20 protein-coding genes and 1 pseudogene are annotated in these 22,400 nt (G+C 56.3%); 7 read left to right on the plus strand and 14 right to left on the minus strand.

Going from position 1 to position 22,400, the window contains the following annotated elements; genetic code table 11:
* Positions 1-113 precede the first annotated feature (113 nt).
* The 3 genes from BLS87_RS20150 to BLS87_RS20160 all read left to right on the plus strand — a co-directional run bounded on the left by BLS87_RS20150 (position 114) and on the right by BLS87_RS20160 (position 2,512).
* Positions 114-728, plus strand: coding sequence for a TetR/AcrR family transcriptional regulator (locus BLS87_RS20150; RefSeq protein ID WP_074754895.1), 615 nt, complete (start codon positions 114-116; stop codon positions 726-728).
* 214 nt (positions 729-942) lie between these two features.
* Positions 943-1,716, plus strand: a complete 774-nt coding sequence (locus BLS87_RS20155) for an alpha/beta fold hydrolase (protein ID WP_074754897.1) — start codon at positions 943-945, stop codon at positions 1,714-1,716.
* A gap of 115 nt (positions 1,717-1,831) precedes the next feature.
* On the plus strand, positions 1,832-2,512 hold the full coding sequence (locus BLS87_RS20160) for a type 1 glutamine amidotransferase domain-containing protein (protein WP_074754899.1): 681 nt from the start codon (positions 1,832-1,834) through the stop codon (positions 2,510-2,512).
* Between the two features lie 762 nt (positions 2,513-3,274).
* On the opposite strand, the gene BLS87_RS20170 is transcribed toward BLS87_RS20160, so the two are convergent.
* From BLS87_RS20170 to BLS87_RS20185, 4 genes and pseudogenes are all read right to left on the minus strand, one after another.
* Positions 3,275-4,369: an alkene reductase gene (locus BLS87_RS20170; RefSeq protein ID WP_074754903.1), complete on the minus strand. Its 1,095-nt coding sequence runs from the start codon at positions 4,367-4,369 to the stop codon at positions 3,275-3,277.
* A 39-nt stretch (positions 4,370-4,408) separates the two neighbouring features.
* Complete coding sequence (locus BLS87_RS20175) at positions 4,409-5,818, minus strand: NAD-dependent succinate-semialdehyde dehydrogenase (protein ID WP_074754905.1); 1,410 nt, start codon at positions 5,816-5,818, stop codon at positions 4,409-4,411.
* Between the two features lie 96 nt (positions 5,819-5,914).
* Entirely contained in the window at positions 5,915-6,724 is an 810-nt protein-coding gene (locus tag BLS87_RS20180) for a helix-turn-helix transcriptional regulator (RefSeq protein ID WP_074754907.1), read from the minus strand.
* An 819-nt stretch (positions 6,725-7,543) separates the two neighbouring features.
* Positions 7,544-7,753, minus strand: a pseudogene (locus BLS87_RS20185) (IS21 family transposase); the annotation flags it as partial.
* A 139-nt stretch (positions 7,754-7,892) separates the two neighbouring features.
* Between BLS87_RS20185 and BLS87_RS35005 the strand changes: the two are divergent.
* Positions 7,893-8,639, plus strand: coding sequence for a MauE/DoxX family redox-associated membrane protein (locus tag BLS87_RS35005; RefSeq protein WP_074754909.1), 747 nt, complete (start codon positions 7,893-7,895; stop codon positions 8,637-8,639).
* Between the two features lie 125 nt (positions 8,640-8,764).
* On the opposite strand, the gene BLS87_RS35285 is transcribed toward BLS87_RS35005, so the two are convergent.
* On the minus strand, positions 8,765-9,028 hold the full coding sequence (locus tag BLS87_RS35285; RefSeq protein WP_074754911.1) for a DUF1652 domain-containing protein: 264 nt from the start codon (positions 9,026-9,028) through the stop codon (positions 8,765-8,767).
* Between the two features lie 609 nt (positions 9,029-9,637).
* Here BLS87_RS35285 and BLS87_RS20200 point away from each other — a divergent pair.
* From BLS87_RS20200 to BLS87_RS20210, 3 genes are all read left to right on the plus strand, one after another.
* Positions 9,638-12,043: a glucose/quinate/shikimate family membrane-bound PQQ-dependent dehydrogenase gene (locus BLS87_RS20200; RefSeq protein WP_074754913.1), complete on the plus strand. Its 2,406-nt coding sequence runs from the start codon at positions 9,638-9,640 to the stop codon at positions 12,041-12,043.
* 212 nt (positions 12,044-12,255) lie between these two features.
* A complete protein-coding gene (locus tag BLS87_RS20205) occupies positions 12,256-13,404 on the plus strand; it encodes a mechanosensitive ion channel family protein (RefSeq protein ID WP_083370722.1) in 1,149 nt (382 codons plus the stop codon).
* A 253-nt stretch (positions 13,405-13,657) separates the two neighbouring features.
* A complete protein-coding gene (locus BLS87_RS20210) occupies positions 13,658-14,896 on the plus strand; it encodes a cation:proton antiporter (protein WP_074754915.1) in 1,239 nt (412 codons plus the stop codon).
* Positions 14,897-14,923: 27 nt separating this feature from the next.
* On the opposite strand, the gene BLS87_RS20215 is transcribed toward BLS87_RS20210, so the two are convergent.
* The 9 genes from BLS87_RS20215 to arsL all read right to left on the minus strand — a co-directional run bounded on the left by BLS87_RS20215 (position 14,924) and on the right by arsL (position 22,347).
* Positions 14,924-16,183, minus strand: coding sequence for a DUF2254 domain-containing protein (locus BLS87_RS20215; RefSeq protein WP_074754917.1), 1,260 nt, complete (start codon positions 16,181-16,183; stop codon positions 14,924-14,926).
* Between the two features lie 948 nt (positions 16,184-17,131).
* Positions 17,132-17,572 carry a DUF6957 family protein gene (locus BLS87_RS20220; RefSeq protein ID WP_143024428.1) on the minus strand — a complete coding sequence of 147 codons (441 nt, stop codon included), beginning with the start codon at positions 17,570-17,572 and terminating at the stop codon, positions 17,132-17,134.
* Between the two features lie 74 nt (positions 17,573-17,646).
* Complete coding sequence (locus tag BLS87_RS20225; RefSeq protein WP_074754921.1) at positions 17,647-18,192, minus strand: arsinothricin resistance N-acetyltransferase ArsN1 family B; 546 nt, start codon at positions 18,190-18,192, stop codon at positions 17,647-17,649.
* Positions 18,193-18,332: 140 nt separating this feature from the next.
* Complete coding sequence (locus tag BLS87_RS20230) at positions 18,333-19,043, minus strand: aquaporin (protein ID WP_074754923.1); 711 nt, start codon at positions 19,041-19,043, stop codon at positions 18,333-18,335.
* Positions 19,044-19,112: 69 nt separating this feature from the next.
* Positions 19,113-20,018 carry an arsinothricin biosynthesis methyltransferase ArsM gene (gene arsM, locus BLS87_RS20235; RefSeq protein WP_341845438.1) on the minus strand — a complete coding sequence of 302 codons (906 nt, stop codon included), beginning with the start codon at positions 20,016-20,018 and terminating at the stop codon, positions 19,113-19,115.
* 3 nt (positions 20,019-20,021) lie between these two features.
* Positions 20,022-20,162, minus strand: coding sequence for a hypothetical protein (locus BLS87_RS34690; RefSeq protein WP_244165871.1), 141 nt, complete (start codon positions 20,160-20,162; stop codon positions 20,022-20,024).
* Between the two features lie 16 nt (positions 20,163-20,178).
* Positions 20,179-20,901 (minus strand): methyltransferase type 11, encoded by a 723-nt coding sequence (locus tag BLS87_RS20240; RefSeq protein WP_244165872.1) that lies wholly within the window; start codon positions 20,899-20,901, stop codon positions 20,179-20,181.
* Entirely contained in the window at positions 20,867-21,061 is a 195-nt protein-coding gene (locus BLS87_RS34695; RefSeq protein WP_244165873.1) for a hypothetical protein, read from the minus strand. The genes BLS87_RS20240 and BLS87_RS34695 overlap by 35 nt, the downstream gene beginning before the upstream one ends.
* An 11-nt stretch (positions 21,062-21,072) precedes the next feature.
* A complete protein-coding gene (gene arsL, locus BLS87_RS20245) occupies positions 21,073-22,347 on the minus strand; it encodes an arsinothricin biosynthesis radical SAM protein ArsL (protein ID WP_074754925.1) in 1,275 nt (424 codons plus the stop codon).
* Between the last annotated feature and the right edge of the window lie 53 nt (positions 22,348-22,400).

Raw genomic sequence — 22,400 nt, forward strand, 5'->3', positions numbered from 1 at the left:
CGCTTGAGGATAAGCGCCTGTGCCCGGTGATCGCCAGTATCCTCACATCTCTGAAATTCATGCGCTCACGCACCACTAGTAGACCGATCGGCTAGGAGGTATGCTTCTCGCCCATGACTACTTCTACTGCACGTTCTTCTGCCCGCGGGACATCTGATGTCCGTCAGGGAATCCTCGATGTCGGCCAACGAATCATGGCCGCCAAAGGCTATTCCGCGGTCGGCCTGAACGAAATTCTCGCTGCTGCGGGTGTTCCCAAGGGTTCGTTCTACCACTACTTCGGGTCCAAGGACGCGTTCGGTGAGGCGTTGCTCGAGGACTACTTCGAGGGCTACCTGGCCGACATCGACCGGGTCCTGGCCGAGCCGGGCCTTACGATGGGTGAACGCCTGATGAACTACTGGCGCATCTGGCAGGACACGCAATCGTTCCACGACTGCCAGGGCAAATGCCTTGCGGTGAAGCTGGGCGTCGAGGTGGCTGATCTGTCCGAGCCGATGCGCGCCGTGCTCAAGCGCGGCACTTCGGGCATCACGGATCGCCTGGCCAGCGCGATCGAAGCGGGTAACGCCGACGGCTCGCTGCCAGAGTGCGGCGATCCCCATGCCGTTGCACAGAGCCTGTACCAGCTCTGGGTAGGCGCCAGCGTGATGGTCAAGATCGAAAAAAGTCCTGCGCCCTTCCAAATGGCGATGGCGACGACCCGGGTCATCCTTCGTCTGCCCTGACGCACACCCGCTCTCGGCGCTTCGGCGCCGATGTCTTCTCCGGTAAACCCCACACGTTGTGCACCGCTACAGGTCGGCATCCGGCCTGTGCAGTTCCCTTCCCAATTAAACCCTTTGAAAAACCGGTCCTGGAAATAATTGAAAACTTCACTAGACGACTGGTCTACTCTTGATTAAGGTGTACCCACATTAACCCGCCACAAGGACTGAAGTGATGAGAACCAAAACCACAATCGCTGCGCTCGTGTCCGCGCTGACACTGGCCACTTTCGTCGGCGTGGCGAACGCCCAGGAGCGTCCAGCCCCTGCCCTGACGGCCAAAACGGTGGTGCTTGTGCATGGCGCCTTCGCCGACGGTTCCTCTTGGAACAAGGTGATTCCACTACTCCAGAAAGCCGGCCTGAACGTGGTCGCCGTGCAGAACTCTCTGGATTCGCTGGATGGCGACGTTGCCGTGACCAACCGGGCCATCGCAGCGGCTCAAGGGCCTGTGGTTCTGGTCGGCCATTCCTGGGCGGGCGCTGTGATCAGCGATGCAAATGTCGACGAGAAGGTCAAATCTCTGGTTTACGTCGCCGCCTACGCTCCGGATGACGGCCAATCCGTTTTCGATTCGGTGAAAGGCTACCCCGAGATGCCAGGACAAGCGTCCTTCGTGAAAGACGCCGATGGCTACGTGAAAGTGAGCGACGCAGGCGTTGCCAAATTCTTTGCCCCGGACCTGCCCCGCGCTGAACAGAAACTGGTCGCTGCGACCCAGGGCGCCCTGAACATCAAGGCCCTGAGTCAGCCCGTTCCTCACGCCGCATGGCACAAGGTTCCGTCGTTCGTGGTTATCGCGGGCAAGGACCAGATCATTTCGCCACAACAGCAACGAGACCAGGCAAAACGCTTGCACGCGACTACAGTTGAAGTGCCGTCGAGCCACGTTGCCATGCTGGCTTACCCGAAGGCGGTCGCGGATTTGATCATCAAAGCCGCCCAATGATTTTGTTTTACCGAAACATTAGACGACTGGTCTACTTAATGGCCTGACGCACAGCTTCAACGCTCTAACCTAGCGCTAACGCCACCTTTAACTTCGATAGAAAAGGATATATCCGATGAAAGTTCTGATGGTTCTGACCTCCCATGACACGCTTGGCAACACTGGCCGTCCTACCGGCTTCTGGCTGGAAGAGCTCGCGGCGCCCTACTACGCATTCAGCGATATCAACGCCGAAATCGTTCTAGCCTCGCCAAAGGGCGGCAAACCGCCCCTCGATCCAAAAAGCAATGAACCGGATTTCCAGACCGAGCTGACCCGTCGCTTTGAAGCCGACCCTGCGGCCACCGCACAACTGGCCAACACCGTGCGCCTGGACAGCGTGTCGCAAGCGGACTTCGATGCAGTGTTCTACCCGGGCGGCCATGGTCCTCTGTGGGATCTGGCCGAAGACAAGCACTCCATCCAGCTCATTGAGTCGTTCATCGCAGCAGGCAAACCCGTCGCCGTTGTCTGCCACGCCCCTGGCGTTCTGCGCCACGTCAAGAACGCTGACGGTTCGCCGCTGGTTCAAGGCAAGAAAGTCACCGGTTTCGCCAACAGCGAAGAAGAAGCGGTCGGCTTGACCAACGTGGTGCCCTTCCTGGTTGAAGACGTGCTGAAAACCCTGGGCGGCATCTACTCGAAAGGCCCGGATTGGGGTCCTTACGTGGTCAATGACGGTCTGCTGATCACCGGGCAGAACCCCGCTTCCTCCGGACCTGCGGCAGCATCCCTGATCGCTGAACTGAACAAGTAAGCGGTCCGAGCGCTGGCCGACGCGGGAGGTGTATACACCTCCCTCCACACACTGCTGCCGCGAGATCAATGCCATGAACTGGTAATCCCTGAATACTTCCCCAAGCCCGACTCTATGTCGGGCTTTGTCGTTTCCGGGCTCATGACATGACAACTTGAAACGCGTCAGGCACGAGAGCCTGTGCGCAGCTCATTGAGCGACCGCTCCTCCTTTGCCCGTTGTCTACCCGCGCCAAAGGCTTTTTCTGGCATGAGCCAAGTCGCGATGACAGCGTCGCAGTCAATAAGCCCGTCGAATGTGAACGTCCTCGCGCGCAGGCTCACGCTTGCAAGTCTGTGATCCTCTGGGCACTCCATCTCATTAAGCAGGAGCCTCCCCTGCCGTTGCTGCCCTCGGGCAACGCGTTCAACCGAGTCCCCGTTAGAGGTGAAGCGCACGTAGGCAGGCGCATCCGGGATAAGCGCGCTGCGCAAGAGCTTCACGCCAGGACGGCCGGTAACTGCACCGACGTATCAGAGGTTGAAATCAAACGCCGGCAAGGTATCGCCCGCGACAACGACGGCTTATCAACAGATGTCCGGGTATCCATCTAATACCTGCGCAGGAGGCGCTGGAGCAGTAGGTTGCCGTGGATCACAAGCATGCACGGTGCTTTCTTCAGGAGGTGATGGTCGGCGGGAGAAGGGTTTACAGGGAGCATGAAAGAGCCGTCGCATGGGCGACGGCTTGGGATGGAGCGCGGATTAACGAGGGGATGCGACGTCAGCCCATTGCCGGCCAGTCTGAATAACCCGTGGCGTCGCCGCCGTACCAATAGGCCTTTGGCGCTTCCGCCAGCGGCGCTCCGCTGGCCAGGCGGTAGATCAGGTCAGGGTTGGCAATGAAGGGACGACCAATGCTGAACAAATCAGCATCCCCCGCTGCCAGCGTCTGTTCGGCCAGATCCAGCGTGTACTGGTTGTTGGCGATATACGCGCCGCTGAAACGCTGCCGCAGTTCGGCAAAGTTGACGCCATTGACCTCTTCGCGGCTTAGCTGAGTGACGCCCTCAATCTCATGGATGTACAGCAGCCCGAGGTCCGATAGCGCGGCAACATAGGCACCAAAGGTGGCCATGGTGTTGCTGTCCAGCGGCGTTTCGCCAGGCGTAGTGGTCACCGGAGAGATGCGGATACCAACGCGGTCGGCACCCCACACGTCAATCACAGCCTTGACCACCTCCAAAGGAAAGCGCAGGCGGTTTTCCAGCGAGCCGCCATAACGGTCTGTTCGAAGGTTGGTGCTGTCACGCACGAACTGCTCGAGCAAATAGTTGTTCGCCGAATGCACCTCCACACCGTCAAAGCCGGCCACTTTGGCGTTTTCAGCGGCCCGGCGATAATCCTCGACGATCAGCGGGATTTCATCGGTTTCCAGTGCCCGGGGCGTGACGAAATCCTTCATGCCTTCATGCACCCGGATCTGCCCGTGAGGCTTGATCGCCGATGGCGCAACGGGAAGGCTGCCGTCGTGCATATCAGGGTGCGACATGCGTCCGGTGTGCCAGAGCTGCAGGAAGATCTTGCCGTCCTGACGATGGACCGCCTCGGTCACACGCTTCCACGCAGCGATCTGCGCTTCGGTCCAGATCCCGGGGGTTCGCGTGTAGCCTCGGGCCTGGGCCGAAATATTGGTCGCTTCCGTCACAATCAGCCCGGTGCTTGCCCGCTGGGCGTAATAGTCGGCGACGTAGTCGGGTTGAACACCGGCATCGTCCGCGCGGCTGCGGGTCATCGGCGCCATCACAATGCGGTTCTTCAGTTGCAGTCCGCCCAGTTTGACGGGCTGCAGGACAGGGCTTGCGAAACGATCACTCATGATTTTTCTCTCTGCAATTCAGGCACGTTATGGAGGTGTTCAATCGATGCTCTTGGCCCAGACGGCCTGCGCATTGGTGAATTCCCGCAAGCCGAAATGCGAGAGCTCGCGACCGTAACCGCTCTTCTTCACACCACCCACCGGAATACGCGCGTTGGTTGCAGGGAAGCCATTGATGAAGACCCCACCCGTTTCCAGGCGACGGGCGATGCGTTGTGCGCGATCCATGTCCTGGGTCCACAGGCTGCCACCCAAACCGTAATCACTGGTGTTGGTCAGAACGATGGCGTGCTCGGCATTGTTGGCAACGGTAATCGCTGCGACGGGGCCGAACGTTTCTTCATCGAACGCGGCCATGCCAGGCTGGACGTCGGCCAGCACCGTTGGCTCGTAGAAATTGCCTGGACCTTCAATCTTCTTGCCACCGAGCAGCAACGTTGCGCCAGCGGCAAGGGTGCGCTGTACCTGACCGTCGAGCTCATCGCGCAAATCGCCGCGAGCCATTGGCCCGACATTGTTGGCGCTGTCCAGCGGGTTACCGACGTTCAGCTGCTTCACCGCCGCGACAAACTTGCGGGTGAACTCCTCGGCAATTGGCTGCTCGACAATGAAGCGCTTGGCCGCCAGACAGACCTGTCCGGCGTTCTGAAAGCGCGCTTCAACCGCAGCCTTCACCGCCAGGTCGATATTGGCGTCGGCCAGCACGATAAAGGCATCGGAGCCGCCCAGTTCCAGAAGACTCTTTTTCAGCGCCTTGCCCGCCGTCGCCGCGACGGCCGAACCGGCGCGCATGCTGCCCGTCAGCGTCACACCGGCGATGCGAGGGTCTTCAATGGTACGAGCAACGGTATCGTTATCCGCGATCAGGTTGGCGAACAGACCTTTGGGAAAGCCCGCGGCCTCATAGGCATCCTGCAGGGCGTAGGCCGAGCCCATGACGTTCGGCGCATGCTTGAGCATGAAGCCGTTACCCGACAGCATGATCGGCCCTGATGCGCGAATCACCTGCCACAGCGGGAAGTTCCACGGCATCACCGCCAGCACGGTGCCGATCGGCAAGAAGGAAACGTGAACCTCGTCGTCACCGTCTACGTTGACAGGCTCATCGGCCAGGATCGCCGGGCCGTTGTCGGCAATCCAGTCGATGGTCGCCGCACACTTCTCCACTTCAGCCCGCGCCGACACCAGGGTCTTGCCCATTTCAGCGGTGATCAGCGCAGCGATGATGTCCGAACGCTCGCGCAGGACAGCGGACAGACGACGGTAGGCGGTGACACGTTCGCGCATCGGCGTGGCACGCCACAAGCGGAAGGCAGCGGCGTTTACGTCCAGCAGTTGCTCGACTTCGCTCTGTGTCTGAAACGGGTAAGTCGCGATCAGTTCACCGGTCGCCGGGTTACGCGATGTGGCGAAGGCAGAGGGGGTCGAAGTTGCGTTCAGGTTAGTCATCGGTATCACCTCGTTGGCGGTGGTGCAGCGCTGTTTGCGCTGCGATGACCGTCACTCTAGGTAAGCCCGACAGGGCCAGGAAGGCGTGTTGTTATCCTATGACTGTGAGTCATAGGGAGTGTGTCGAGGGATGTATGTGACCAGCGAAAGATCCGGCCGGCCCTCTGGCGTCAGGGCCACGTAGGTGAAGTCGATGTAACCACTGACCGGATGCAGCAGTCGTTTTCGGCCTTCGTCGAAGCCTTTGACTTCCGTGTCCTGCCACCACTCGCGAAACTCCGGACTTAGCGCGGACAGCTCCTCGATCAGGCTGTCGAATGGCGCCTTGTCCTGAGCCAAGGCACGGGAAGCGCGAAAGGCGCTGATCATACCCCGCGCCATCTGCTCCCAGTCCAGGATCACGGTCCGATAAGGGATGTACAGGAACAACAGGCGCAACGTATTGCGCTCATGAGGCTGCAGCGAACCGTAATCGACGAACAGATCGGCGATGGCATCGTTCCACGCCAGGATGTCGAGCCGAGCGTTACGCACGTAGGCCGGAATGGGATTGATCGCCCGCACGAGCATTTCCAGCCCTGCGCTGACCCCGCCGCCGGTCTCGGCCTGAGGTGCCTCGAGTGAGGACAACGCAAACAGATGCGCAGACTCCACGCGATCAAGCTTGAGAACTTTCGAAATACGCCGCAGCGCGTCGGGAGACGGCTGGATATCACGGCCCTGCTCAAGCCAGGTGTACCAACTGACACTGACCCCCGCCAGCACCGCCACTTCCTCGCGGCGCAATCCCGGCGTACGCCTGGGTCCTTCGGGGAGGCCAAAATCCTTAGGCTCAAGGCGAGCACGTCGGCTGGAGAGAAACTTACCGAACTCGCGTCGTTGTTCTACAGAAGGTCTGCTAGCCATAACGCCCTCGGGGCCGAAGTTTCAATCGATCGTTCTGAAGGGTTCCGTTATAGCGCGTAAATTTGGGGGGAGAAACCGCTGGTGGCTTTTCTTGACGTGGGACTGGCTGTTGGACCGAACGTAAAAAGCTGTCGCCGATCGATTCATGGCCGACCGGCGACAGCTCTAGTTCCCAACTGAAATTTGAGAATTAAAGCTGTCGCAGAAGGACGTCGTTTTTCGCGGCGTCCAGCTCGTTTGCGAAATCTCGCAAAACTGTCGCAACCTCCCAAAGAGCTGGTCACGCCGAACGCTCTAGAGAATTAAAACTGTCGCCGCCATAAACGACGCGGCCTCCCGCCCGACCAAGAGCAACGACTGGGGGGAGGGACGAACCTCGTACGATCGGCTGACCGCTATGACTTACAGGCTGGCTAATACTGGCTGAGTGTGAGCGCTGACGCCGGATTGACCCAACGGCCGATGCCACGCTAACCCAAGCCCAATCGGCAAAATTCCAGCACTGAAAATATCCCCCGAGTCAGGAGCCTAGGTCAGCGAAATTTCGTTACCTAGATCAATCCTGCTTCGGCGATAACACAAGCCCCCTAACTCAGCATTGCCGTGGCACGCTTGGTGTACGTGGCAGCGCGTTTTAGGCCTACGCCCTGCTCCGGAGTCCCCTTTTCCCCACCTAACAATGACGGGTATGCAAAAGCCGGTTGAATCCCACGCATCCATACCACCCTTGTGATGCGGCTACGCTTCTGACTAAGGGCATGGTCAGCTCGCCTACAACACTCGCCACGGGAGAGCTAGTCCGATCATTCGTCGCTTGAGACGGTTATACGCATCAAACGATATCTCGTGACCTTGGCTGGATAGGCCGCCAGCCAAAAAGCACGGCTGGCCCAGAGGTTCATGTGGGAGGCGCCTGAACAGTCCGCCGATCAGCAGACCATCTTCACTCCAATCGAACAGGAAAGCCTCGCCCAGCGCGAACATCAACGGCACAAAAGCTCGCAAGGATTTTCCATGCTCGCCGCGCCACGCGCAGATGGAGGCGGCCAGTAGTTTGCGATGAACCTTCTCGAATTTAACACCTCATTTACTCCATAAACCGGCGTCCATTTACGCTCAACAGCGCGTGCGGCGCCGGGCCGAGCAAACGCTAAGCGGAGCAGTGAGCATGGGCCAAGAAGCGACAATCTACCGAATGGTCATGAAGGACCACATCTGCCCATTTGGTTTGAAGGCTAAGGATTTGTTGATACGTGAAGGATTCAATACTCACGACCACTGGTTAAGGACGCGAGATGAAACTGATGCTTACATGAGACAGGAGGGTGTCGAAACAACACCTCAGGTATTCATCGACGGTAAGCGTATTGGAGGATATGACGACCTACGCCGATATTTGGGTAAACCCCTTCGTGATCCGGAAGCAGTGACTTATCAACCGGTGATCGCTGTCTTTGCTGTCGCAGCAGCCATGGCCATGGCCATGGCCATCAGCTATTTTGCTCATGGAGCGTTGTTTTCTTTCCAGATGGTAAAGTGGTTCATTGCCTTCAGCATGTGCATCCTGGCGATTTTGAAACTGCGGGATCTTGAGAGCTTCTCGAACATGTTCTTGGGCTACGACCTTCTAGCCAGGAAGGTCGTCCGGTACGCGTACTTTTATCCGTTCGCTGAGGCAGTTTCAGGCGTTCTGATGATCGCCGGGGTTCTGACTGGGCTGGCGGCCTCTTTGGCGCTATTCATTGGCGCGGTCGGTGCGTACTCCGTGTTCAAGGCGGTGTATATTGAAAAACGCGACTTGAAGTGTGCCTGCGTTGGAGGCGACAGTAATGTGCCGTTGGGATTCATCTCGCTCACAGAGAATCTGATGATGGTCTGCATGGCAGTCTGGATAATTGGCGACGCAGTGATGTGAGCAACACGGATGAGGCGCCAGCGAGCGTGGCCAGCGGGCCGTCAGTCAACATACCCTGAAAAGCCAAAGGCGCTTCCATCACCACTGGCGGCTCTTCCCGCAAAGCGTGTTTGAGCACATTAGTACTAGCCGTTTTTCTTGATCGAGCCGTCAAGTCCGACAGTCGCTCTCAGACGTATTTCGTGTCTTATTTCACCCACGAGTTTCGCGATCGAACGGCTCGAAGCGATTTCTGTACGAGCAATTCCGATTAGAGTCAAAAGCAGCTCACCAGATTTTTGGTCGTAAATTTGAAGGCTAATCGACCCATATGGGGGAATATTACAAACACACCTATTAGGCAAGAATGCCACTTCGAGTAAATGTTTGATTTCCAAGTCTGAAATCACGGCTTTCCTCTCCGGATAGTTATCGGGTCAGAAAGTGTAGCTCCTTTTGTGATGATGGTTCCAAGCCGCGATATTGCCTGACGCAGCAGCGCGATTGGTACAGAGCGTTTTCGTTGCAGACGATGGCAGCCTGTTTTCGACCGATTTAGTTGAAGTCGAGCGTCAACGGTAGCCTGCTCGCGCTTGAGATCTAATCTTCACAGGATTGAGAATTCCGGGCTTGGTTTAGCGTAGCGGCGCGCGTAAATGGCGTTTCTAGCGGTCAGTATACTGGCAGTCTGAAACCCTAATTTAACAGAAGCGATCAAAAACAATTTCTACCGGGTATTAGCGTCACCGCAGATCGGTAGCCACTGTCCAATACGACTGCGGTAATAGCCCGATTTCCTGTTCGGGACGTACTGAGCTTCCGAGCAAGATCAAGTCGATCGGGGTATTCGCCAGGTTAGGACAGCGCGTTCACACGCGTATTTTCTGGTCTAGGCGAAGGGTAGCTGGTAACAGGCAAAGGTTTTGGCCGGAAGCTCACGTTTTTAAAATTAGCACCCGAAGCGTTGAACCCCCTATACCACACACAGTCCATGCCCTACACCCCAAGGGAATACTTCAATGAATAACTTCTCGAGAGCTTCCGGATTGAGGCGCTTCACCTCCATCATTGCGGGTATCTTCGCCCTGTTTCTGTTGGCAGGCGGTATCTGGCTGCTCTCACTGGGCGGTTCCTTTTATTATCTATTCCTGGGCGTCGCGCTGCTGGTGTTCGCCGTCCTGTTATGGCGACGTTCCGCGGCATCGCTCTGGCTCTATAGCGCGCTGATGCTGATCACTGTGGTCTGGGGCCTGTGGGAAGCAGGCACGGACTTCTGGGCGTTGGTGCCGCGCTTCGACATCCTCGGGGTGTTGGGTCTGTGGTTACTGATTCCGGGGGTGACCCGTGATATTCCGGAGCGTCTGAAGCCGGGCAAAACCTTTTTATCCGCGACATTGGCGCTGGCGATCGTGGTGATGGTTTATTCCATCTTCAACGACCCGCAGGAAATCAACGGCAGCATGGCGACGGCGCAACCGGCGCAGCATCAGCCTGTCGAGGGCATTGCCAACGGCGACTGGCCTGCTTATGGCCGCACCCAGTCGGGCACGCGCTATTCCCCGCTGACTCAGATCAACGAAGGCAACGTCAAAGACCTTCAGGTGGCCTGGACCTTCAACAGCGGTGAATCGAAAACCGCCAATGACTCCGGCGAGACCACCAACGAGCTGACGCCGATCAAGGTTGGCGACAACATGTACATCTGCACCACCCACCAGATCCTAGTGGCGCTGGACCCGGCCACTGGTAAAGAGAAGTGGAGATTCGATCCCAAGCTCAAATCCGACCCATCCTTCCAGCACTTGACCTGCCGTGGCGTCGCGTACTTCGATCAGGCTGACACCACTCAGTTTGCGAAAAGCCTGGAAGGCATCCAACCGGTCGCCACCAGTTGCCCGCGCAAGGTGTTCCTGCCGGTCAACGACGGTCGCCTTTTCGCCATTAATGCTGACAACGGCACACCGTGCGCCGACTTCGCCAAAAACGGCGAGCTCGATCTGCTGCACTTGCAGCCCTATCCGTATCCGGGCGGCCTTGAACCCACCTCCCCGCCTGTCGTAACGGGCACCACCGTGATCATCGGCGGCTCGGTGACCGATAACCTGTCGGTGCACGAGCCGTCCGGCGCGATCCGTGGCTACGACGTCAACACCGGCGCGTTGAAGTGGATCTTTGACACCGGTGCCGAAGACCCGAACGCCATCCCCGGCGACGGCAAAACCCTGGTCAACAACTCGCCGAACGCTTGGGCTCCGCTGGCCTATGACGCGAAAACCGATGTGGTGTACGTGCCAACCGGCAATCCGACGCCCGACATCTGGGGCGGCAACCGCACTCCGGTGATGGAGCGTTACGCCAGCTCGATCGTCGCGATGAACGGTTCCACCGGCAAACTGGTGTGGAGTTTCCAGACCACTCACCACGACTTATGGGACATGGACGTACCGGCCCAGCCTACCCTGGCTGACGTGAAAACCGGCAGCGGCGAAGCCGTCCCTGCGGTGTACGTGCCGACAAAGGCCGGAAACCTTTTCGTGCTGGACCGTCGCGATGGCAAGCCAATCGTGCCGGTTCATGAAATGCCGGTACCAGCCGGTGAAGCCGCACCAGGCGACCGGGTCAGCCCGACGCAGCCGCGCTCGGACCTCAATCTGACGTCGATCCAGACGCTGTCCGACAAGGAAATGTGGGGAGCGACTATGTTTGACCAACTGGTCTGCCGGGTGATCTTCAAAAAGCTGTCCTACAACGGCCAGTACACGCCGCCATCCGAGCAAGGGACGCTGGTGTTTCCGGGTAATCTGGGTGTCTTCGAATGGGGTGGTATCTCGGTGAACGCTGACCGTCAGGTTGCGTTGATGAACCCGATGGCCCTGCCGTTCGTGTCCAAGCTGATTCCCCGTGGCCCGAACAACCCGCTGTGGCCTAAAGAAGGTGCCACCGGCAGCGGTACCGAAATGGGCATTCAGCCTCAGTACGGCGTGCCTTACGGCGTCGAAATCAACGCCTTCCTGTCGCCACTGGGCCTGCCATGCAAAGAGCCGGCATGGGGCTATGTTGCCGGCGTCGACATGAAGACCCACGACGTGGTCTGGCGCAAACGCATTGGCACCATCCGCGACAGCCTTAAAGGCATCCAACTGCCGCCGCTGAAGATCGGTGTGCCAATGCTGGGTGGTCCGATATCCACGGCCGGTAACCTGATGTTCATCGCCGGTACGCAGGACAACTACCTGCGCGCCTTCAACGTCACCAACGGCGACCTGCTCTGGGAAGCGCGCTTGCCAGCGGGTGGTCAGGCTACACCGATGACCTATGAAAGCCACGGTAAGCAGTACGTTGTGATTATGGCGGGCGGGCACGGATCGTTTGGAACGAAGATGGGTGACTCGCTTATCGCCTATGCGTTGCCTTCGAAGCGATAAGCGCAGATCGGTAAATAAGAGCCCCACTCGTCGGGCTCTTATTTAGACGTTTTTGTCACCCGGTGTCGACCGTCCCAGCTTGCGATCGACAGGCAGCTAACACATAGCTAAATCGCGCTAGCGCGCTTCTGGCTGCCTCCCGCTTTCATGTTCAAAACGCAGAATCCTGTCGCCCATCCACGATGGCGGCTCTGCATCAGATCGAGGACTACATGTTTCAAGAAGTCATCAGCTTTTTCGTTAACTACACGTTTTTGAGCATCTCCCTAGCCAACTGGATTCTTGCGGGTGCGCTGATTGTCATCAGCTTTGTATTGGCAAGGACGGTGATTGGTTTCTTCCTAAGAAGATTTCGTCGGCAGTCAACCAAGCCGAGCGCGCACCTGAGTCAAATTGCGGTTGAGGTATTATCGGGCACCAGTAACACCTTGCTCTTACTAGCCTCGATTCTCATTGGTGTGGGTGTCCTGGATCTACCGGAGCGATGGCTAGGACGTGTAAGCAGCCTTTGGTTCGTGGTCGCGGCGCTGCAAGTAGGATTGTGGGTGAACCGAGCGCTGGCTCTGACGCTTGCCCGGTATTTTCGCCGTCACAGCACCGCAGAAATTTATCAGGGCAGCGCGCTTGCGACCCTGAGCTTATGGGGTGCCAAGGTATTTCTATGGGTAGTCGTCGTCTTGGCGATGCTATCGAATGTGGGCGTCAACATCACAGCATTTGTCGCTAGTCTAGGTGTGGGAGGCATCGCTGTTGCTTTGGCAGTCCAAAATATCCTTGCCGATGTGTTTGCCTCGCTGTCCATTGCTGTAGACAAGCCATTCGAGGTAGGTGACTTCATCGTCGTAGGGTCACTTTCGGGAACCGTCGAGCACGTCGGTCTGAAGACAACCCGCATCCGAAGCCTCGGAGGTGAACAAATTGTCATGGCAAATGCCGAGATGATCGGTAGCACAATCCAAAACTACAAGCGGCTGCAGGAGCGCCGGATCGTATTCGAACTATCATTAACCTATGGCTGCTCCGCTCGACAGATCAAAGAAGTGCCGCAACGTATTGAAGGCATCATTCGGCAACAAAAACTGGCCCGTTTCGATCGCTGTCACTTCCGCAGCTTCGGGAGCAGTGCTCTAGAGTTTGAAACGGTCTACATCGTCCTTGATCCCAGCTACAACATTTACATGGATGTCCAACAAGCGATCAACCTTGCAATCGTCGACGCCTTCGCCGAACTGGGCGTAACCTTTGCCCATCCCTCCCGGACGGTGTTTATTGAAAGCGTCACATCCCGAGATGGGTTTGACAGTTATCCGCTGGGTGGAAGCGATCGACCTGCCAGCCGAGCTGACAGGAATGATCATTGACTCATATGAAGGACTGGATAAACGTTTGCCGTTTCAACTCTAAAGCGAGGGGATCGCTTAAGGCGATAGAGCGGAAACCATTGCGCGAAACGGCTCGGCGGTAGCCGGTGCATCAACCAGATGCATGGTCGCGTGATGCATTATGTAGAAGGTCCCGATCCGGGATGTAGATGGATAGTCAGGGCGGCGCGAACGGTACCGAGCCTCTAACCGCTGCCCCCCTCAACCCCCTCTGAACCGGAGATTCAAATCGATGTTGGACACCGTCGCAGTATTTCTTAGCATCACCGCGGTGCTAGCATTTCTCAACCGACGTTATGTGGGACTGCCGCCTGCCATTGGTGTCATGAGCATTGCGCTGGCGCTTTCGCTGCTAAACATGGCGCTCAGTGCAATTGGTTTTGAAGCGTTGCATACATTCGAAACGTCATTAGTTGAATCCATCGATTTTTCCGAGCTTTTAATGCAAGGCATGTTATCGCTGCTGCTATTCGCCGGCGCACTACATGTGGACTTGTCGCAGCTGCGTGCATATCGATGGCAAGTGGCATCATTGGCGGTCGTCGGAACGACTATTTCGACCGTGTTTGTAGGCTTTGCGCTTTGGGGGCTGCTATTGCTCACCGACTTGGCACTACCCCTTTCTTACTGCCTCGTGTTTGGCGCGCTCATCTCACCCACGGACCCCATCGCGGTCATGGGCATTCTGAAATCTGCAGGTGCACCTGCCAGCATTGAACTGGTGATCTCAGGCGAGTCCCTATTTAACGATGGCGTGAGCGTCGTGCTGTTTTCACTCATCTTGGCGATGATCATCAGTGGGGACGCGCCCTCTGTGCTAGGCGCTTCACAACTGCTGGTAGAGGAGGCCGGCGGCGGCGCATTGGTTGGCGCAGTTCTGGGCTATGTAACCTACCAAATGCTTAAAAGCATCGACAGCTATCAGGAAGAAGTACTCATTACCCTCGCAGCTGTACTCGGCGGCTACGCGCTGGCCATTCATCTGCACGTCTCGGGCCCATTGGCAATGGTTGTAATGGGCCTCATTGTCGGTAATCAGGGCCGCTCCTACGCCATGTCGGAAGAAACCGAGAAAAATCTTGATATGTTCTGGGAGCTGATTGACGAGATTCTAAACGCAGTTCTTTTCGTACTCATTGGGTTGGAAGTGGTGTTGATTCGCTTCTCGAGCGCGCTTGCTATAACGGGACTGGCCGTCATCGTATTGACATTGCTGGCTAGGTTGCTGACTGTCGGTGCTCCTGTCGCGGCACTGGGCAAGCGTTTTCGCCTGCCTGCCGGTTCTTGGAGCGTAATGACTTGGGGAGGGCTGCGGGGAGGGATATCAGTGGCGCTGGCGCTGTCGCTCCCTCCAGGGTATGCCCGGGACGTAGTGGTATCGCTGACCTACATGGTCGTAGTCTTCTCAATCCTGGTTCAGGGTATGAGCATTGGCACACTGGTGAAGCGGGTCATGCCCTGCAAAAAATGAGGACAGTTGAAGGGCTGACAACAGATTTTAGGGTATCGAAGCGGCAATGCATGCTTTCAATCTTGCCTTGTCTGCATCAAGCTTCAATGCCGCTTCCGCCCGCTCCACAACAACGCTCATATGCCTGATGCTCACGTCGGCGTACAACTCTGGACTCAACTGCGCCAGGCTCCCAAGGGCCTTAATCAGCCGAATATTCACTTCTATCAATGCTGCGCCGTCACGCGCGATAGGCGAGAAGAAATCATCAAACATGTCTTCTACGCTGAGTCCATGAAGATGCACGCAGCTGCAAAGTGTTTGCGTTTTTTCGGGGTCACTGGATCTGGCGTATGCGTTGAAAGCGCGTATACCTCTGCCAATGACGTCGATAGCCGTGCCCGGATCATTGACGGCTGGCGACAGTGCTCTAGACGCGACTTCGGAAAGGACCGACAGGCCAAAGCGGGGATCATGCTCAAAGGTCCTGTTCACGCCAATGGTGACGGCGGACAGGATTTGCGTCACCTGAGACTCTTCCAAAGGGACTGTGCCACTGCGCACAATTTGAGCCAGTAGTTCGCCCTCGTAGACGAAACTGCCCGGAAGAATCTCTAGATAAATCATGGCGGCCTGTTTCTGCGCAAAAGCTTCCAGCGCTGACACATCAATGTGCTGCACATAGCCCACTTTTCGACTACAAATCTCTAGGCTCGGCATTAGCCGATCAGGATAAACACAGCCGCCCAGATAGGGCAGCTGGCGCCGGTCCGTCAGTGCCTTGATGGCGGCGGCCTCGACCCTGTCGATCGTCTCGCCGACCCGGCCTAGCCTGGAGAGGTGATCAATCCATCGAAGCAGGGTATACACAATCAAAATGACCACTACGATGGTTACGGCAAACAGAATAACTCTGCCTTGGGCGCCGTAGGCTCCCGTACTCAGAGCGATGATACCGACCAGGCTGAACAGAAACGAACCGATGAAGGTCGAGAGAGCGTTCTGAGTGGTCGCGTCCTCCATGACCAGCGTAGTGGCGCGAGGGGTAGTGCTGGTGCTTGCAGCTCCGTATGCCGTTACCATTGTGCTTAGGGAGAACGTGGTTACAGCCAGCATGCTGGAGGCAATGATGCCGAGAATCTTATCAACGGCATCAGCGCCTATCTTACCTGGTAGGTCTATCGGAATATGATCTCGAAAAACCACTGCAATCAATGCCGTCACCACCCCCAACAACGAAAATAGCCCCGCCCTGAACCACAGCCGTTTGGTCGTCTGAATCAATAGCCATTGCCACCGAGCAACCATTCCAAAAACTCCGCTATGAAGTGGGGGGATGAACTGGGCAATACCTGAGCAACTAATGCTTCGGTCGCTTTCTGACGCTGATCAGCTTCAAAATGAACCGACCGCTCGCAGACCCTCTGCGCGCAGGGTACGCTCAATTTCTCTGCGCCTAATAGATGTTCGTCTTTAAAAGCAAGCCGGCGGTAAACCCGACATCAGAAATTTCCTAGCCAATGAGCTGACCTGTGAGCATGGCGACGTGCCATGTTACGTATTTGGGACTTTGCACAGCGTGGTCCGAATAAAGAAGAACGCTGCAACCCGCGTACTGTAGAGGTTTACCGCGCGCCGCTTCGGTTTGGCGATGGTGAAATTGCTGTGTAGGTAATTGACTGCCCCAGATGTCTAGCAAGCCCATTGGTAACGTCTGAGCTGTTGGCGCTGACGCCGAATTGACCCGTTTGCCGAGATTTCACTGAACCCAGTCTGATCCGTTGCGAATCATTGTTGTGCTGGATTTGCGTAGGTTGGAGATGGGTCAGTGTTGCATCGGCGCGTGGGTCAATTCGGCGCCGGCGTCCACACATCAACTCGGTTCAGACCCTAGATTGAACGACTCCAAGCCGCCACAGGATGCGATCACAGATCGCTCAAGACCTCTCAGTGCGCGCCGGAGCTTGCGGGGTTCGCGGCGTCATGAGAACGCAAAAGGGGGAGAGCGGCCGCTTGCGACGGTTTTAATTCACAAGCGACAGCTTTAATTCACAAAAACCACATGGTTACCAACAACATAGTTTGACACAACCCCTCCCGTAAACCGGGGTCTGTAGGATGATTCGGGGTGAAGACTACAGCAACATAGATTGACACAGATTGGCTGAGCGTCAAATATAGTGCCCGGCTGCTCACAACATAGTTTGACACGAACAGTTAGAGGCAGCAGTCATGAAGAAGGAGCGCATACGATCTTCAGCACAAGCTCAATGCGGTGTCTATATCTGTGCGCAACCTACGTCCGGCTCCCATAAGCACATAAACCGTATTTTTCGTCTCAAATAAGCAAGCGTGGGTGAACGAAACCCCGAGCGTTGTTCTGACCCAATCACCAGGTTGGAAGCGACCTTTGCTGTCTTTGATAACAGTTACAGCGTAAACCAGAGCAGGGATTAGCTCTCTATCGGTGATCGCTTTTCGCTGAAGGGTTGTAACGTCGAGATCTAATATTGCCCATTCAGCAACAAGACAATAGGCACGTGAAGGAAAATGCAGATGGGCGAGTGCCACAGCATCTGAGGGCGCGAGTTGGCACCCGCCTATTTCCTCACCCGCGGAAAGAAGTGAAATAAACCCAGCCAAATTCATTCGTTCCTCCAGTCGATCAAAACACCGACTCGAACGAGAATCATCCATCAGCATAGCTTCCAGTGGGTCGCTTGGTTCCAATGCCGACGAATAGCAGCAACGTCACCTCACAGTCTGCACGTTTACAATCCCTCCACCTCACTGAACGGGATGATTTCTATTGGCGGAGTCACAGCACAAAGCGGTTTACGCCAATAACCCACGCTATGCCACTGGCCGTGCTTGAACCCAACCTCAGGGTATGTGCCAATGTGGGTGAAGCCGAGCGCTTCATGGATGCCTATGCTTCCCGCGTTGGGTAAGGCAATGCCGGCATAGGCGGCATGAAACCCCTGTTTCTCTAGAAGTGGTAAAAGCTGCTGATAAAGCGCACGACCTACCCCGTTTCGGTGCACAACCGGGTCGACATACACGGTGACATCCACCGACCAACGATAGGCTTCCCTCGCTCGATGCTGGCTTGCATAAGCGTATCCAACGACCTTGCCTTCCACCTCGGCTACCAGATAGGGATGCGTCGGCAGTGTTGCGGCTATTCGTGCGGCCATATCATCAACAGTCGGTGGTATCAGCTCGAACGAGATGACCGTGTCCAAAACCATTGGCGCGTAGATAGCCTGGATGGCAGAGGCATCAGCGGGTGTGGCAACCCTCACGTTGTAGTTCATTTCTTTCCTTGCTGCCCCTGTGAAGAATTGTGTTTGAAGGGCTGACCCATGCAAGGCTCAGCCCTTCAGAATGTCGCGATAGAACCGTGAACTTTTCCCCAAACCGGCTCACCGCTTCCACGTACCGCAGAGAGCACCGTTCACTGAATTGGTAGCTTCTGCTCCTGGAGACCAGGCTGTGGGATATCCACGACGACCTCTTTACCACCGAGAACCTTCGCCAGGAACAGCGCCGTCAGCCCACCGAAAAACTGCGCAATGATAAACGGCGCTACGTCTGATATCCGTATCCCCGAGAACGTATCGGTGAACCCGCGAGCAATCGTCACCGCCGGATTCGCAAAGCTCGTAGAGGACGTGAACCAGTAGGCTGCGACAACATACGCGGCAACCACCTGAGGCACTTTTGCTTTGTGATATTTATCGCACAGCAGAATTGTCAGCACCAATCCCGACGTTGCCAGGTACTCACTGAACCACTGCGACGGCCCGGTGCGAACATGATGGGAGAACTCGACCACAGGCAGCTCGAACATGAAATGCGCAGCGAATACTCCGAAGATTGCACCCGTTGTTTGAGCCGCCACGTAGGGGCCCAGTTGTTTACTGCTCAGTCCTCCGCGCAAATAATCGATTACAGAGACCACCGGATTGAAGTGCGCACCGGAAAAAGTGGAGAAGCACACGATCAGTACGTACAGGCTCGCGCCAGTTGCCAGCGCATTGGCAAGAAGCGCTAGCGCATCGTTACCGTTCGCCAGGCGCTGACCCATGATCCCAGAACCAACTACGGTGCACAGCAGAACTGCTGTACCGAGAAACTCAGCCAAGATCTTCCGTGAAGTACTCATTGGATAGGCTCTATGAGGAGAGATTTTAGGGGTAGCGGCTACTGAGCTGGCTCGTAGCCGCAGGCGCTGTTACGAGCAGCAGGACTTGGGCTTGACGGGCTGACTTCCCTCCACGACATACAGCGCATCGTCGGTGGAAAGGTAGGCATCCTGTGAGGCCAAATCCGTGGGTACACCGCGCTTGTAAACCCTGCCGCTATCGCCGGTAAGTTCAAGCCCAGGCCCTCGGTAGATCACAGTCACGGACTTCCCAGTCTGAACTTCAGGCTTGGTACCAGTGACAGTGACGGAGTAGAACCGGACAGAGCCAATTCGCTTGGTTGAGGCGTCGTCCCGAGCCTCAATCTTTATTCCCGTGAGACCGACTTCCTGAAGCTGCTTGTAGAACTCCTGCTCTTGAAGCACGCCTGAGTAGCAGGCCGACCACAGCTTGGTGTCTCGTTTCAATTCGTCAGGAATGGCGATATCTGAGACGTTGTCAGAGATTGCGAAACGGCCACCTGGTTTCAGCACTCGATAAATTTCGGCGAAAACATTCTGTTTTTCGGTCTCACCAACCAGATTAATCACGCAGTTCGAAATCACCAGATCGATAGACTGGCTGTCGATAAGAGGCCTGGACTGGGAGCTATCGCTGATGAACTGCTCGAAGTTTTTCCATGATGCCCAATCAGCACATGGCTCTGTACGCAGGCGTTCTTCGGCCAGCTCCTGATCGACTCTCAGGTTGCTCGCGGATGCCTTGTAGAAACGCAAAGGTGCGCTATCCGTTGCCTTCTGAAACGCCTTCGCTTCTTCACGAGCGATCTGCAACATGCTTGGGTTGATGTCGATACCAAAGACAGCACCGTTATTGCCGGCGATTTGGGCAGCAACGTAGCAATTCAGACCGGCCCCTGAGCCCAAGTCCAGGACGACATCACCCTCGCGCACATAGTTGGTCGGGTTACCGCAACCGAAGTTGGCTTCGATGATTCGCTATGGAATGTTCTTCAGGTACTGGGCACCATAAGCGTCGCTGCAGCAGCTCTCAGTCAGCTGCGATTCAAGGACAACGTTGCCGTTGCTCAACGCCTCGGTGTAGTCGGCGATGATTGTGTTTTCAATTGCAGAAGTCATTAGTCACATCTCCCGTTTAGCAACATGAAGTACCATCAGCGCAGCACGATTCCTCGGCAGAGCCTGCGATGGGTACAAGCCCTTTGGTGACCTTGGGATCTCGAACTGAAGGCGTGTTGCAGTCGAAGAAACCGCTCTTGTCCAAGGCTGGTTCGACATAGCAACGCACTGGGATGAATTGGCCTTGGTAAGGCGCGGACATCAGCAGATTGAAGGTCTTCTCGCACACCGCTGTACGGATGCCGCGCTGGTAGGTATGGCCGTCGTCGTCGACGGTATGTTTCCAGGGGCCTTTGTAGATAACGGCATGTCCCTGGTCGAGGCACACGCCGGCTTTGCCCTTGTATGCGCTCACGGTGAACAGGCGGAACTCAATGCCGTCCTGAATGGAGACAGGCACCTCGGAGGTGAGCTCATAGGTAATGCCATGGAAACCCGCCTCGCAGAGTTGCTCGGCAACAGCGGGCTCCGTGAGCGCGTTATTGCACTCCAACCCCTCAACAGTAAAGGCCCGGAGCGATACGACTTCCTCGTCAGACAAAATCGCCGGGAATACCAAGCGACCATGACGTTGCAGTCGCTCGTAGAGCGATTGCGCGATTCGGCCAAACTCGGGCTCAGCATTGAACCCTTCCCAGTAAATGCTCGCGAACGCGGCCGCAGCGGGATCGGCTCCATTCGCACTCGAACTGAACGCTACGCCATCAGCCTTGCCCATATTGGGCTGTGAGTTCGTCATTGCGGCTCGCGGAGCAGATGAAAAGAGTGTCTTTGCCATCCTTCAGCGACCTGCTCAACGCCTCGTTATGAGCACGCCAAGCAATATGGCCCGGCACCTGGAGACCATCAGTTTGGTTGGCCAGCCTGAGAGCCGCCTGCAACAAAGTAAGTGACGACATCTGTTATCTCCTTAGCATTTCAGGCAGCAACGTTTGAACACACCTTCTTCTGGCGGTGTGACCGAGTCCATGAAGAGCTTGTCCAGGCGGGAGTCCGCATGCTGCCAGTCGAAGTGAAACTCGTGCTCCTCCAACTGCAACTCCTTCACCGTGTCGTTGTTGAGCAGCGGTAAACCTTTGTAGAGATGCAGCCGAGTCTCAAACTGGATGGGGTCGACGATGTTCTCCAACTCGTTGCGAGCAATGAAATCGTGCAGCTCGGCCATGTCTTCAAGGCTCACCCAAGGGTTGAACGTGATGAAGGTCGGGTTAACCTTGACGCCGGCCTCCTTCAGAAACGCCAACGCCTCCTCGATCATGGGCACGTTCATTTCCTTGAAGACCTGGTCGAGAACCTCCTGCTTGGGGAACTCCAACGCGGTGGTGATGAAAGCAAGCCCTAGCTGCCCCATTTCCTTGATGGCGTCTTTGTTCTCCAGAATATGATCCACGCGAGTGGTGAAGTCGTACGTGAGGTCGGGGAACTGCGAATGCAGAGTCCGGATGATTTTCAAACCGTGCTTCTTGGCATTGAAAAAATCAGCATCCGTAAAGGTGAGGTGAGTCATTCCCTGTGCGACGAGATTCGCCACGTCGCGCTCAACGAGATCGTCGGAGACCAAAAGCACCTTGCCGTCATAGGCCGCATACACCGAACAGTAGGAACACTTGTGGTGACATCCGCGCGACCCTTCGACCCCACCCACAACTTTCTTTTCGCCGAGCAGCTTCTCCAGCTGAGGTTGCGGGTATTTGTGTAGAGGCGGTGCCAAGTCCCTGCGCGGCAGGCGGAACCCGTCACGGATCAACTGAGGCACAACAATCTCACTGGAAAGGCCGCGAGTCCGATCGATCACTCCGCGTAGATCTTGTCCCTGTTCGCCACTCAGGTGTTTAGCCAAGCTGACAATGGGTTTTTCCCACTCGCCGGCGATCGCATAGTCACCGTATTTGGAGGCCAGGCTTTTTGCATTGATGGTCGCGTATTGACCGAAGAAGCAAATTTTCTGGGAGGGCTTCGCTTCTTTAAGCTGCTTGGCCAGCTGCGTTCCGGCAGTCAGAGAGTCAAAAAGCGGTACGCAGATGAAGACCAAATCTGCGTCACTGAATCTCTCCAGGGCAAGTCCCTCGACGTAGATATCGATCAACTGCGCTTCGATATCTGCATCGAGTAGAGCTGTGGTTGCGGATATCGCGTTGAGCGGTTGATACCCCCCTTCGAATGTACTGGCGACCAGGTACTTCATTCTCTTTCTCCTTGAGCTCAGGCACGACGATTCGGTGACTGGAGTCACTGATG

The sequence above is a fragment of the Pseudomonas abietaniphila genome, assembly GCF_900100795.1.
Taxonomy (GTDB): domain Bacteria; phylum Pseudomonadota; class Gammaproteobacteria; order Pseudomonadales; family Pseudomonadaceae; genus Aquipseudomonas; species Aquipseudomonas abietaniphila.

Bases quoted from the DNA above. Each gene is read 5' to 3' on its own strand.
- BLS87_RS20150 (WP_074754895.1), top strand. From the start codon at position 114: ATGACTACTTCTACTGCACGTTCTTCTGCCCGCGGGACATCTGATGTC.
- BLS87_RS34690 (WP_244165871.1), bottom strand. From the start codon at position 20,162: ATGACTTCTGCAATTGAAAACACAATCATCGCCGACTACACCGAGGCG.
- BLS87_RS20160 (WP_074754899.1), top strand. From the start codon at position 1,832: ATGAAAGTTCTGATGGTTCTGACCTCCCATGACACGCTTGGCAACACT.
- BLS87_RS20215 (WP_074754917.1), bottom strand. From the start codon at position 16,183: ATGGTTGCTCGGTGGCAATGGCTATTGATTCAGACGACCAAACGGCTG.
- BLS87_RS20210 (WP_074754915.1), top strand. From the start codon at position 13,658: ATGTTGGACACCGTCGCAGTATTTCTTAGCATCACCGCGGTGCTAGCA.
- BLS87_RS20180 (WP_074754907.1), bottom strand. From the start codon at position 6,724: ATGGCTAGCAGACCTTCTGTAGAACAACGACGCGAGTTCGGTAAGTTT.
- BLS87_RS20170 (WP_074754903.1), bottom strand. From the start codon at position 4,369: ATGAGTGATCGTTTCGCAAGCCCTGTCCTGCAGCCCGTCAAACTGGGC.
- BLS87_RS20205 (WP_083370722.1), top strand. From the start codon at position 12,256: ATGTTTCAAGAAGTCATCAGCTTTTTCGTTAACTACACGTTTTTGAGC.
- BLS87_RS35005 (WP_074754909.1), top strand. From the start codon at position 7,893: ATGGGCCAAGAAGCGACAATCTACCGAATGGTCATGAAGGACCACATC.
- BLS87_RS20225 (WP_074754921.1), bottom strand. From the start codon at position 18,192: ATGAACTACAACGTGAGGGTTGCCACACCCGCTGATGCCTCTGCCATC.
- BLS87_RS20200 (WP_074754913.1), top strand. From the start codon at position 9,638: ATGAATAACTTCTCGAGAGCTTCCGGATTGAGGCGCTTCACCTCCATC.
- BLS87_RS20155 (WP_074754897.1), top strand. From the start codon at position 943: ATGAGAACCAAAACCACAATCGCTGCGCTCGTGTCCGCGCTGACACTG.
- BLS87_RS20220 (WP_143024428.1), bottom strand. From the start codon at position 17,572: ATGGATGATTCTCGTTCGAGTCGGTGTTTTGATCGACTGGAGGAACGA.
- BLS87_RS20230 (WP_074754923.1), bottom strand. From the start codon at position 19,043: ATGAGTACTTCACGGAAGATCTTGGCTGAGTTTCTCGGTACAGCAGTT.
- BLS87_RS20175 (WP_074754905.1), bottom strand. From the start codon at position 5,818: ATGACTAACCTGAACGCAACTTCGACCCCCTCTGCCTTCGCCACATCG.
- BLS87_RS20240 (WP_244165872.1), bottom strand. From the start codon at position 20,901: ATGACGAACTCACAGCCCAATATGGGCAAGGCTGATGGCGTAGCGTTC.
- BLS87_RS34695 (WP_244165873.1), bottom strand. From the start codon at position 21,061: ATGTCGTCACTTACTTTGTTGCAGGCGGCTCTCAGGCTGGCCAACCAA.
- arsL (WP_074754925.1), bottom strand. From the start codon at position 22,347: ATGAAGTACCTGGTCGCCAGTACATTCGAAGGGGGGTATCAACCGCTC.